Genomic DNA, 12,868 nt, shown 5'->3' on the forward strand with positions numbered 1-12,868 from the left:
TTCTTGCAAAAAGAGAGTTGACAGTCTCTTATTCAGACATTTCACTTAACAATTGTTACATCTGCGTTACAAAATAGACAGAGAAACACATCGTTTTGTTATAAAAAAGAAGCTGGCGGCGATGAGCCCCAGCTTTTTTGTTTATTCACCGTTTCCCTCTTGATCAACAACAAGCACGGTTTGTACTTCGTTCGGTTTTACCTGCACAGTAAATCGTTGTTGTGCATCCATCGACAACGGCGCGAGCGGTGTTTCATTTAAGTTCGTGCGCCATACCGTCGATAACGACCCGTGCCATTGGAATGACGCCATCGTCTTCTGCACTGTTGGGTTAAAGAAACGAATAACTACACCGCGGTTGTCTTCACTTCGCTTCACCGTGCTTAGCACCGTCTCACCTTCCTGCTGTGAAAACAAGCTATATTCATACGGTACTGAAAACGCCACCGGATTCATTTTCATGGCATCGTACGGCAGTTTGTTGTACGTATAAAGCGGCGTCAAAAACTGTTTCGCCCGTTTGGCGACATTTGCTTCTTCCGTCGTTCCACGATGCGTTGTCAACGCGAAGTGCAGCTCACTTGTACCGAACATTTGTGAATTCGGCGTTTCCATTTTAATTCCGGAAGGACGACCCGGCCGACGCACGAGCTCTTCTTTACCAAGATAACCGACGCTGCGCAAAAGTGTCACCGCGATCGTATCATGCTGTTTCCCGACAATCTCATACTCTCTCGTGCTGTTCGTCAGCACGGCTACACCGCCTGTTTCATCCGACAATCCGACATACGTAAGCATCGGGTAGATCGCATCTGGACGTTCGTCCCATCCTTCTTGCTCCCATACATCAATTGCCGGATCGACGACCGGCCGCCGAATGACGCCGAATTGGTTGTCAGCGACCGAATGGGACGAAGCAATACCGGTTGGTACATACATGCGAACACGGTGATCTTTTGCTTCGTTGTTGATGAGCACCCGGACATCGATGAGTGGTTGATCCATCGGAACAGTCAACCGAATGGAGACATCCAGAATACAATCGTGCCGTTTGGCTTTTCTGCCTTCAAGGTCGGCCGGCAACGGCAACCGGTAAGCAATATCGGCATAAGCAAAATAGCTGTTTTGACGGAGCGAATATGTCGCCTTCACTTCCTTATTATCAATCGGTTCATCGCCCGGCAAAGGGGAAAAGTCGTATTCGTCCCCATCATCACCGACATCTTCAAGCAAGAGCACATCACGGAAGGTTCGCTGCAGCTGTTTGTCATAAACGTTAATCGTTCCATTCTCGTTAACAGTGATTGTGTAAAAAGGCGTATCAATTTGCTCAACAGCCGTTGGTGTCTGTGTTTTCATCTGTTCCGCCTCTTGCACAACGTACGCCTTATACCCCATCGCCGGGATGCGATCGCGGAAATGGATCGTGTAGCGGATAAACGGATCGTAGTTGCCGTAATGGACAATTTGCCGGTCAATGAGCCCCGGGTCAACAATCGTTTCATCGACCACTTCAAATTCTACCGGTTCCCCGTGCTCATCCACGAGACGGAATGCTTTCCATTTCGTCGTAATTTCCGCTTCGATCGGCTCATTCCGTTCGTATGGGAGTGTGTTGTACACAACCAACTTGTCAATCGACCGATCCGACGGCATCGCATCGGCAATTTTGCGCATATAAAACGTTATGAGTCGGTCGGTCCGCTCTTCCGCTAGCGCAAAGCGCCCCAAAATGTCGCGATGAACGAGGTCTGAGCAGCAGCAACCAATGCTGTCATGCGCATGGTTTTTCATCATCTCTTTCCAAATGAGCTCCATCAGCCGATGCTCGTACGGAAACCCAAGAGTCGAGGCGATGGCAGCCAGCGGCTCAAGCACGTTCGTTACTTTGTTTTCAATGCGGGCGTTCGCCGCTTTAATGTCCATGCGAGTCGAGTAAATGCTGCGATGAACGCGCATATATTTGCCGTCCAAAAACTCGCCGCGTATAACTGGAAGCTGCTCTTCTTTTTCCAACTGTTCAAACACATGTTCATAACGGCTTAAGAAAAAGGTCCGCTCTGGATAGAGCGTTTGCAGCTTGTTGATCACGTCAAAAATATTTTTTTGAATCGGCATTTGGTCATGGCCGTTCGGAATGAGAATATGCTCGGTGGTTGCCCCGCGGTCCAAAACGGAAAAGTATTTGTCCATCCGCTCCTTCAGTTTTGCTTCATCAGTCGGAAGATACTTGCCGATGGCATAACCGAGCGGGAATAGCTGCACAAGCACTTTAGAACCGTCATCACTCACCCAGTAAAACTCGGTTTTGTCTGTGCCGTGTCGTTCCGACACACCGCGCCAAAAAATGGCCCGCTTAATACCGAAGCCATTCAAAATTTGCGGCATCTGCGCTGATTGTCCGAACGAGTCAGGAAGATAGCCGATTTGCATTGGCTCGCCGAACTCCTGGCAATCTTTCAGCCCATAGAGTAAGTTGCGGACAATCGACTCCCCGCCGACGACCATTTCATCCGTTTGCGTATACCACGGACCGATGATCAGCTTTCCTTCTTGGACAAGGCGGCGAATGCGCTCTTTTTGCTCCGGCTTGACGGACAAATAGTCTTCTAATACAACCGTCTGCCCATCGAGAACAAAGTACGGGTAATCACGATTCGTTTCCAACATCTCTAATATTTCTTCCATATCGTTCACTAACAAAATGCGCGATTCTTCCGCGGAAAAATACCACTCGCGGTCCCAATGCACATGAGGAACAATGTGAACGTATCGTTTCAATGATTTCACCTCATTTGCCTTATCGTTGTTGCATCTTTAACTTTTGCACGCGCGTGGCAACTAACAGCACCATGGAAATAAATGCCCCAATTAGTGCAGCGCCGAGCCAGATGAATCCTGCTTTCCATAACGAGGCGCCTTGTAGGACAAATAGCGAGAAAATACCGGCTCCGGGAACGTTCAGTCCAATTTGTGAAGCCGTGACAATCGCTCCGGTGACTGCCGATCCGATGCAAAGCGACGGAATGACGCGTAGCGGATCGTTAATCATAAACGGAATGGCTCCTTCGGTAATACCAGCTAGCCCAAGAATCCATGTTGATTTGCCGACTTCTCGCTCATATTCTTCAAAATACCGTTTGAACAACAGCGTCGCTGCAGTAACTGAAAACGCCGACACCATTTTCACCGAGGCAAACGCCGCATACGGAATAAAGTTGCCGCTTGCCATCGCACCAATGCAAAACGTATACGCCGCTTTATTGACAGGCCCACCTAAATCGAATGACACCATAACTCCTAAAATCGCGCCGAGCACAATGGCGTTACTGCCCGACAAGTTGTCCAGCCACTCAAGCAGCGCATTGTTCAAACCGGCGACCGGCTTGCCGAACACAAACAGCATAAGCGCTCCGACAACAAGCGAACCGATGACCGGATACAACCAAAAGCTGATGAATCCAGAGAACGCACCTTTTGGCGGAAGCTGCTTTTTCAACCACTTCATAAAGTAGCCCGCCAAAAAGCCGCCGAGCATGCCTCCTAAAAAGCCACTGTTGATCATCGTCGCAGCAATCCCAGCTGCAAATCCCGGACCAAGCGCTGGTTTGTCGGCAATCGCATACGCCATGTAAGCTGACAGCACTGGAATCATGAGCGTACCAAGCATATTGCCGCCTAGTTTACGCAACATCCAAAGCCACGAATTTTCCGTATCGTACACTTGCTGTAATCCGAACGCTTGGGCGATGAGCACCGCACACGCCAAAATCATCCCGCCGGCAACGATAATCGGAATAATATGAGAAATGCCGGTCAAAATGGCATTTTTCACTTCTGTTTGCCATGAAACGCGCTCAGGTTCCGTTTCCTTTGCCGGCTCATATTCCCACTTTCCTTCCTTCCCCGCTTTCTCAAGCGCTTTCAAAATGACGCCTTTCGCATCTTTCAATGGCGCCGCAACTGTCGTTCGGTACACGGGCAAATGGGCAAACCGCTCCTCGTTTTTCACCGCCACATCCGCAGCAAAAATCGCTGCTTCGGCTTTTCGCAGTCGCTCCTCTGTGTGACGATCTTCAATGCCGTTCGCCCCTTGCTTTTCAACGTATACAGCAACCCCGACCTCCCGTCCGGCTTGCTCTAAAGCTTCAGCTGCCATATACGTATGGGCGATGCCAGCCGGGCAGGCTGTCACGGCGACAATCGTTTTTTTTGCTGCCGCTGCGTCAATGGCCTCTCTCGTTTCTTCATCAAGAGCTCGATACATCTCTTCCGCCGTGCGGCATTGCTGCAACCGTTTACGATATTCAACGCGCGCCAGCCGTTTGGCAAACTCCGCGAGCAAATCCAAATGCGTCGATCCCGCTTCCTGTTCCGGAATCGCTAATAAAAAAACGAGTTCTACTTCATTGGACGGGTCGATGCTCTCCCAATCACGAATCGGCCGAACCAGCTTCGCCACCGCAAAGGCTGCCGATTTTACTGCTTTCGATTTCCCGTGCGGAATGGCTAGGCCCGCTTCGAGCCCCGTCGGAGAAAGCGCTTCCCGCTCCATCACCGCTTGATAAAACAATTCAGCCGAATACAATTTCCCCTCCTCGTCCAACTTGCTAATGAGATGGCGAATGACTTCTTCTTTTGTAGACAACGACAATTCTACATCGATCAGCCGAACGTTCGTCAGCTGTTTTAGTTCCATCTCTCTCATCCTCTCTTTCCATGCCGTTTGTCGACTTCATTATAAAAGAAAAAAAGCAAGAAGACTGAAATCTTCTTACTTTTTCACTATTCTCTCGCTGTGATTCAGTTTGTTTGTGTATTTATACACATCCACTCTGCTTTTGCCAATATCGTTCACTTAACACCCGCAACACAAGATAGAGCGATGTACGGTCGGTAACATCATATTTGTTTAAAAACTGTTTGGGCGCCCAGCAATACAAATGAAAATCGGCAAGATCAGCGAGTGAATTTGGACAAAAATGCGTCAAACTGATGACAAACGCCCCGTTCTGCTTCGCGGCCGCGACCGCCTCAAGCACTTGCTTCGTTTCTCCGGATACGCTAATGACAAAGACAACATCCTTTTCCCCGCAATGATCCGCATTATATAGCATATCGTGGCGTTGGACAAAAAAGTCGGCCTGTTTGCCGACGCACCGCAAATGTTTAGCCATCATCTCGCAAAAATAAGCAGAATCGCCGACGCCGTAAAAAAAGACGTGCTTGGCCTCATGCATCTTGCGCACAGCTTCTTCAATGAGCTGATCATCAATCAGCTCTTTCGTTTTTTCAATGATCGTTGTTCCGTCCGCCCGTATGGCCGTCCCGCCCCGCTGCTCGAGTGCCAACGCCGCCTTCAGTTCAGCAAACCCTTTATATCCTAATTTTTTGGCAAACCGGACGATCGTGTTCGGCACTGTATAAAGCGCTGCCGCCATTTTCTGAATCGAAATGTCAGCGATCTCTTTGCGGTACTCCATAATGTAATCAACAATTTGGTCATCCGTATCGTTCAGCTTATCGGCATACAGTCGCACCCGTTCGTCAAAACGCATCCGTCTCCATCTCCCACCGTCTCATCGTTTGCTACGATTTTAGCAAGAACCGATGGCAGTTGGCTACAGAGCCTGGTTCTGACGCTATGGCTGACACCCTTCAATCAATACCGGAATGCGTTCTTTATACTTCTCAATCCAGCGGCGGTTATGTTCGTCTGCCCCCTCGATGTTGCCGCTTAAAAAGACAGGCGGCTCAACTCCGTTTTCTGCCATAAGCGCAATTGCCTCAGCCAAAACGGCGTTTAAAATCGCACTGCCGACCACTGTCGAAGTGGGAGCAAATGGGACTGAAACGTTCTGATGGGTTAAAATCGCATCGCCTTTCACGGAATGGTTGTCAATCACAAGGTCGACGACCTCATATAACAACCGGCCGCTCTTATGCCGCGAGGGCTGGCTTTTTGAATATTCCAAGGATGTTATGGCAATGGTATAAGCGCCTTTCGCTTTCGCCGCCAGCGCCACATCAATCGGAACCGGATTGCGCCCTGATGTGGACAAAATAAAGAAGACATCTTCAGAACGAATATCTTCGCGATCTATAAAACTCGGTGCGAAATCATTCATTCGCTCTAACATCGAAGACCGAACCGCTCCTTCATGCAGCATCAACGGTTCCACAAAAATGGGTTTCACCGGGACAAGTCCACCCGCACGGTAAAACACTTCCTCCGCCATAATATGAGAATGACCGCATCCGAATAGTTGAATGATCCCGCCGTTCTGAACCGCCTTACTCACCGCATGGGCGGCCTTTTTCAGATTGTCCTTTTCGTGTTTTAAAACGAGTTTTAGACGTTCGTTGATTTTTTGAAAATATTGATCGATCACTGCCCCTTCGCTCCTTAACCTTATTTCTAAACGTGATTCGCCCGCAATAAGACGCTCCTGCAACGAAAAAACGGCTTCCCCTTACAAAGGAAGCCGTCCATCGGTTCGATTGGGTTGCTTGTTTACTGTCCTGTATACCCACCAACCGGAATGTTGTCCTTCCGAGCGACCCCGGTGCGGTAAGCTGCTTCAATGACTGCCTGGCGAACGCGTTCTACTACTTTACTGTTAAATACACTTGGGATGATATACGTTTCGTTCAATTCATCTTCAGTGACAACCGAAGCAATCGCTTTTGCGGCAGCAAGCTTCATTTCTTCATTAATTTCTTTCGCTCGGCAGTCCAATGCACCGCGGAAAATGCCCGGGAAGCAAAGAACGTTGTTAATTTGGTTCGGATAGTCAGAACGTCCGGTCGCCATCACGCGCACGTACGGTTCGGCCAGCTCCGGATCGATTTCCGGCACCGGGTTGGCCATCGCAAACACGATCGGATCGCGGGCCATTTTTTTCACGTCTTCGACTTTCAAAATGCCTGGGGCGGAAACGCCGATAAATACGTCCGCACCAACGATCACATCCGACAAGCTTCCTTTGAGATTATAAGGATTGGTGATTTGTGCATATTCTTGCCAATACGGATTTTCGTACGTTTCATCGCGGTGGATGGCGCCATAACGGTCGACCCCGATAATGTTGCGCACACCGGCAGCAAGCAAAATTTTCGTGCAAGCGATGCCGGCCGCGCCAATACCAGTTAAGACGACTTTGATATCCTCAAGCTTTTTATCGACAATTTTCAACGCATTCAGCAATCCAGCAAGCAACACGACCGCTGTGCCATGTTGGTCGTCGTGGAACACCGGGATGTCAAGTTCTTCTTTCAAACGCGCCTCAATTTCAAAGCAACGCGGCGCCGAAATGTCTTCCAAATTAATGCCGCCAAACGCCGGGGCAATCGCTTTCACAATTTGAATGATTTCTTCCGTATCTTTCGTGTCCAAGCAAACTGGGAACGCATCGACTCCCGCAAACTGTTTAAACAGCATCGCTTTCCCTTCCATGACCGGCATCGCTGCATACGGGCCGATGTCCCCAAGCCCGAGCACTGCCGTACCGTCGGACACGACCGCGACGGTGTTGCGTTTAATCGTTAACGAATACGCTTTGCGCGGATCTTCAGCGATAGCCGTGCAAACGCGTGCCACGCCCGGCGTATACACTCGCGACAAATCATCACGTGTTTTCACCGGAATTTTCGAATTCGTTTCAATTTTCCCCCCGATGTGCATTAAAAACGTGCGGTCGGAAACGTTCACAATTTTGACGCCTCGAATTTTTTTCAGCGCCTCGATGATCAAATCGCATTGCTTCGTATCGAGCGCACTGACGGTAATGTCACGCACTGTATGAACTTTACTCGATGAGATGACGTCAATCCCGACGATGTCTCCACCTGCTTTGCCAATGGCTGCGGCGATATCGCTAAATGAGACGATATCCTTTTCAAACTGGAGACGAATCGTAATGTTCATCGCTGCCCCGCCTGGTAATGCCATAACAATCGTCCTTCCTTTTCTCTATTTTATAAACAGCCTTACGGTACACATGTTATCTTATGAGTAAAAAAAAGACAACCCTTATTGTTTGAGCAGGACAAACGAGCGAATATCATCAGAATGTGCTTTGATCGGCAACATGACCATTGTCGCTGTCCGCATTACAAGCTACCGTCTATTGTCTGTGTTCATCGAAAACAAGGCGGGAAGGCATGATTTTCTTGCCCTTAACAAACTCAAAGAAATAAGCTACACGAAACGCTCCGTACTTACGCCTGCATTGGGAAACGGAGGCTTGAAATAAAATAAAAGGAAAACGAAAAAAGAGGAAACTACGGAAGAGGTGAAGTAAACGTAAAGGATAGGAGAAACAAAACAGGGGCGAAGAAAGATGAAAGAAAAACTATTTCTAGTCTTGGCCAACTTGTTTTGGGCCGGCAATTACGTGGTCGGCAAAGCGGTCATCACGGAAACTGGCCCGTTTTGGCTGACTTTGATTCGCTGGTGCGCCGCCTTCATCATCCTAGTTCCTGTGTCCTATTGGCTTGAGCGGCCGCGCTACTGGGATGTAATGAAACAATATTGGCTGCCGCTCGTTGCGTCTGGGGCGCTCGGCATTATCGGCTATAACTTGCTTTTGTACGGCGCGCTCGCCTATACGTCATCGATGAATGCAGCGATCGTCAACTCACTCAATCCGGCCATCATCGTCGTGTTGTCGTATATGTTGCTACGAGAACGACTGTCAACAGTGAATATCATCGGGTTTTTATTATCGCTCATTGGCGTGCTGTTTATTTTGACAGACGGGCATATCGGTCATATCTTCCAAACAAACTACAACCGCGGCGATTTGATGATGCTCGCAGCCGGCGTCGTCTGGGCACTTTATTCGATCATTGGCAAAAAACTCCCTGTTCCGCCGATAACAGCGACGGCGTGTTCCGTCTTTTTCAGTTTGATCATATTATGGCCGTTCGCTATGTTGTATCCGTTTCCATCCGATCAATTGAGCGCAGCTGGGTTCGCTGGGATTACCTATATTTGCTTGTTTCCGTCCGTTCTTTCCTTTTTATTTTGGAACGTCTCGGTGCAAAAAGTTGGCCCCAGTCATGCCGGCGTATATTTAAACTTGATTGCCGTGTTTACCGCTTTGATCACGTTTTTGCTTGGCGGCACTCTATCCGTCTCGCAGCTTGCAGGCGGCGCTTTCGTCTTGTTTGGCGTCTATTTGACGACGAAAGCGAAGTCGAAACAAACGGACATCACCGGCTGATGATTCTCTAGCTGTTTCTCCGCAGACCGGGATGCTTGCCCGGCTCCTTTCTGCCTCACCGACTGGCGACATAATGAAAAAATGTCCCCTCCGTTCATGACCAAAAGATTCCTCACCATTCACGGAAACAAAAATGGGAAAAGACAGAGCGGGCCAACACGCGCTGTCATCTCCCTTTGCAATCAAAGAAACCGAGGTCGGTCGCAAACCGTACAGCATCAACTTTTTCACATGAGAAAAAGCGGCCTCCCTGTTTTGAAGGGAGACCGCTGTTTTTCCACTATTGAAGCAAACGGAGAAACTCGCGCATAAACGCCGGCAAATCCGGCCAAGCATGGGCGGAAACGAGGTTGCCGTCGACATGCACGGTTTGGTCGGACACATATGTCGCTCCGAGCGCTTCGACCCCCGGTTTGCAGGCGATATATGCTGTCAAGCTCCGTCCTTTCAGCACATCAGGCATCGTTTCAAAAATAAGCGAAGCATGACAAATCGCGGCAATCGGCTTATTTGCCTCAAAGAAATGGCGAACGATGCGCTGTACGTTTTCATCAAGACGAATGTATTCCGGCGCGCGTCCACCCGGAATAATTAACGCATCGTATTGCGTCGGATCGATCTCGGCGAACGACGCATGAGCATCAATCAAGTATCCTTGTTTTTCCACATACGTATCCCAGTCGGTAAAATCATGGACAACGGTGTGCAGTTTCTTTTTCTTCGGTGCGGCAATCGTTGCCTCATGCCCTTCTTCCAACAAACGATAATACGGGTAATACACTTCAAGCGCCTCAACAGCGTCACCGGTAATGATCAATACACGTTTTCCCATATTTCTTTCCTCCTTGCCCATTTTTTTCTTTCCCCTTCTTCTATCATAATCGAAATAGACGGACAGGGAAAGCAAAATGATTGTCGAACATATATGAATGACCCATTGAACTGTAAAATGGGGAGAGAAAAAGGTAAAGGAGGAAAAACAGTGACCATTGCCTCCTGGCTTACCAACTCGCGAAAGACGGTTGTGCTTACTGGCGCCGGCATGTCAACCGAAAGCGGGCTGCCTGATTTCCGCTCGCCGCGCACGGGGCTGTGGGCGCGCTTCAATCCGAGCGAATTGGCCACCGTCGATGCCTTACACCACCGCCACGAGTCATTTGTTGAGTTTTACCAATATCGCATCCGCACCTTGCAACAGTGTCAGCCACATAACGGGCATCGCCTGTTGGCTGATTGGGAGCAACGCGGAATCGTACGGACGATCGTGACCCAAAACGTCGATGGTTTTCACCAACAAGCCGGCAGTCAATGCGTCATCGAACTGCATGGCTCGCTGCGCACCGTCCATTGCCAGCAGTGCGGGCAGAAACAGCCGAGCCATGTTTATTTACACGGCGTATTGACGTGCGAATGCGGCGGTGTTTTACGCCCATCGGTCGTGTTGTTTGGCGAACCTCTGCCAGAGAGAGCCATCACCCAAGCGTGGGAGGAGGCCCGCCAAGCGGACTTATTCCTTGTGCTCGGCTCATCCTTGCAAGTATCGCCGGCGAATCAGCTGCCGTTTGTCGCCAAACAAAATGGAGCCAAATTGGTCATCATCAACTGGGAACCGACGGAACTTGATCATCTGGCTGATGCCGTCATTCATCAACGGAAAATTGGCGAAGTGCTCAAAGAAATTGACCAACAGCTGACGGAGGGAGCACCATGAACCGGGAAACGATTTTGCAAGAGGCGCTTCGCTCAATCGGCGACGATTCGCGAATCCGTCATTGGCGCCGAGTATCAGGCGGCGACATCAATGACGCCTACCGCGTTCAAAGCGACAAACAAACGTATTTCATCAAAATGCAACGCTTCCCGCCAGCTGGCTTTTTCGCCGCCGAACAGGCAGGATTGGAGCTGATCAAGCAGGCGAATGCGATCCGTGTCCCAGGCGTCTTCGGCACTGGGGAGGCGGACGGATACGGCTGGCTTGTCCTCGAGTGGGTGGAAGGAACAGAAACAGCGCAGACGGCTGAACAGCTTGGGCGCGGCCTCGCCCGCCTTCATCATTGCCGCGGACCGGCGTTCGGGCTTGACCGCAATACCTATATCGGGATGCTGCCGCAACGAAACGGATGGTACGGCCGTTGGCTCGACTATTACCGCGATGTCCGCCTCGTCCCGCAAATGAAACGGGCGGCAGCGAACGGCCTTCTGTCCGCTAAGCGGCAAACACGTTTTGAACGTTTGCTCGAGCGACTTGACCAGTGGATTCCAAACGATTGCTTTCCATCGTTGTTGCACGGTGACTTATGGGGCGGCAACTGGCTTCCGGGTCCGGGCGGCGTCCCGTATTTGATCGATCCGTCCGTTTTTTATGGCCATTACGAGTTGGAAATCGCGTTCACTGAGCTGTTTGGCGGCTTTCCGCCCCAGTTTTATGCGAGCTATCAAGAGCTTATGCCGCTCTCTTCGGAGTACCATGAACGAAAGCCGCTTTACCAGCTGTTTTATTTACTCGTGCACTTGAATTTGTTTGGTGAGGCGTATGGCACGGCGGTCGACCGCGTGCTCGAACGCTATGCGGGGGAGTAAATTCCCCCGTTCCTCGATGTTGACATACCACGTACAATGTCCTGCCTTTCCGATCAACGCCATTTTTTGACCGCATCATGCGCATGTTTCCACTTTGATCGTTTCGGTATCTTGCGACTTCGGTACACGAACTTGTCATAAACTAACGACGCTTTCCTCTTTTTTCAATCAATTATGGAAAATACTCTCACGGAAGTATGATGCTAAAAAACAGAAATGGATTGAAAACCAACCAGTTGATTTATTACTATAAATCTAGCACTAACCAACGTTTCCATGTTTCGTCAGTTCCGATGTCTAACCAGTTGAGATGATGACCGTACAACATTTCATAGAGCGATAGTTATCAACAAAGGGGGATGACTATGCGGCGCTGGTTTTGGCTGCTTTGTAGCTTCGTGCTTGCCCTATCAGCCGGGCGAGCAGACGCTTCGGCGCTATCAGTAGAAAAAAGATTCTCAATCGGCTGAACAAGTTGCCAAACGGGCAGGTGTTAGTTGTAGTTACCAGTCATGCCAAGGCACGAAGCGGGACATTATACCTTTACGAAAAACAAAACGGAACATGGCGGAAAGTGCTCGCGAACATCCGCGTTGTTGTCGGTAAAAACGGCATTGGCAAACAAAAAGAGGGAGATGGAAAGACGCCCGCTGGCGTTTACCCATTAGGTACAGCGTTCGGCACCGCCAAAAAGCCGGCGGGGCTGAAAATCCCCTACCGGCAAACAACCGCTTACGATTATTGGGTGGACGATCCGACATCCAAAGACTACAACCGCTGGATTTATTACCGCGGCAACCCGCATCGGCGCTGGAAATCGTTTGAACGCCTCACTCACCCACTTTACAAATATGCCGTCGTCGTTCGTTACAACGACAGCCCGATCGTGAAAGGAAAAGGAAGCGCCATCTTTCTGCACATTTGGCCACGCCCTTCCAGTTATACGCTCGGCTGCATCGCCATGGCTGAAAAAGATCTCTTATCCGTCATCAAGCGGCTTGACGCCAAAAAGAAGCCCATCATTCTCATTAGCGAACAGAAAAAATTATGAATCGGATTCG

Annotated in this window: 10 protein-coding genes; 4 read left to right on the forward strand and 6 right to left on the reverse strand. The window is 49.7% G+C overall.

The genetic code is table 11. From position 1 onward, the window contains the following. Positions 1 to 141 precede the first annotated feature (141 nt). From mngB to DSM465_RS0106235, 5 genes are all read right to left on the reverse strand, one after another. Entirely contained in the window at positions 142 to 2,781 is a 2,640-nt protein-coding gene (gene mngB / locus DSM465_RS0106215; RefSeq protein ID WP_029760913.1) for a mannosylglycerate hydrolase, read from the reverse strand. 19 nt (positions 2,782 to 2,800) lie between these two features. Continuing rightward, entirely contained in the window at positions 2,801 to 4,699 is a 1,899-nt protein-coding gene (mngA, locus tag DSM465_RS0106220) for a PTS 2-O-a-mannosyl-D-glycerate transporter subunit IIABC (protein WP_029760914.1), read from the reverse strand. 121 nt (positions 4,700 to 4,820) lie between these two features. Continuing rightward, positions 4,821 to 5,558 carry a MurR/RpiR family transcriptional regulator gene (locus tag DSM465_RS0106225; RefSeq protein WP_029760915.1) on the reverse strand — a complete coding sequence of 246 codons (738 nt, stop codon included), beginning with the start codon at positions 5,556 to 5,558 and terminating at the stop codon, positions 4,821 to 4,823. Between the two features lie 84 nt (positions 5,559 to 5,642). Continuing rightward, positions 5,643 to 6,392, reverse strand: a complete 750-nt coding sequence (locus DSM465_RS0106230) for an SIS domain-containing protein (protein WP_011887261.1) — start codon at positions 6,390 to 6,392, stop codon at positions 5,643 to 5,645. A 122-nt stretch (positions 6,393 to 6,514) separates the two neighbouring features. Beyond that, positions 6,515 to 7,951 (reverse strand): NAD-dependent malic enzyme, encoded by a 1,437-nt coding sequence (locus DSM465_RS0106235; protein WP_029760916.1) that lies wholly within the window; start codon positions 7,949 to 7,951, stop codon positions 6,515 to 6,517. Between the two features lie 391 nt (positions 7,952 to 8,342). Between DSM465_RS0106235 and DSM465_RS0106245 the strand changes: the two genes are divergently transcribed. Continuing rightward, on the forward strand, positions 8,343 to 9,227 hold the full coding sequence (locus tag DSM465_RS0106245; protein ID WP_029760917.1) for a DMT family transporter: 885 nt from the start codon (positions 8,343 to 8,345) through the stop codon (positions 9,225 to 9,227). A 280-nt stretch (positions 9,228 to 9,507) separates the two neighbouring features. Here DSM465_RS0106245 and DSM465_RS0106250 read toward each other — a convergent pair whose 3' ends face one another. Further along, on the reverse strand, positions 9,508 to 10,059 hold the full coding sequence (locus DSM465_RS0106250; protein ID WP_008879423.1) for a DJ-1/PfpI family protein: 552 nt from the start codon (positions 10,057 to 10,059) through the stop codon (positions 9,508 to 9,510). 150 nt (positions 10,060 to 10,209) lie between these two features. Between DSM465_RS0106250 and DSM465_RS0106255 the strand changes: the two genes are divergently transcribed. The 3 genes from DSM465_RS0106255 to DSM465_RS0106265 all read left to right on the forward strand — a co-directional run bounded on the left by DSM465_RS0106255 (position 10,210) and on the right by DSM465_RS0106265 (position 12,858). Beyond that, on the forward strand, positions 10,210 to 10,938 hold the full coding sequence (locus DSM465_RS0106255; RefSeq protein WP_029760918.1) for an NAD-dependent deacylase: 729 nt from the start codon (positions 10,210 to 10,212) through the stop codon (positions 10,936 to 10,938). Then, the gene (locus tag DSM465_RS0106260; RefSeq protein WP_011887256.1) at positions 10,935 to 11,807 is read left to right on the forward strand and encodes a fructosamine kinase family protein; all 873 of its coding nucleotides are present in this window, start codon (positions 10,935 to 10,937) and stop codon (positions 11,805 to 11,807) included. The genes DSM465_RS0106255 and DSM465_RS0106260 overlap by 4 nt, the downstream gene beginning before the upstream one ends. A 475-nt stretch (positions 11,808 to 12,282) precedes the next feature. Further along, positions 12,283 to 12,858, forward strand: a complete 576-nt coding sequence (locus DSM465_RS0106265; protein WP_011887255.1) for a L,D-transpeptidase family protein — start codon at positions 12,283 to 12,285, stop codon at positions 12,856 to 12,858. The last annotated feature ends 10 nt before the right edge of the window (positions 12,859 to 12,868 follow it).

It is taken from the genome of Geobacillus thermodenitrificans subsp. thermodenitrificans DSM 465 (assembly GCF_000496575.1).
In the GTDB taxonomy this organism is placed as follows: domain Bacteria; phylum Bacillota; class Bacilli; order Bacillales; family Anoxybacillaceae; genus Geobacillus; species Geobacillus thermodenitrificans.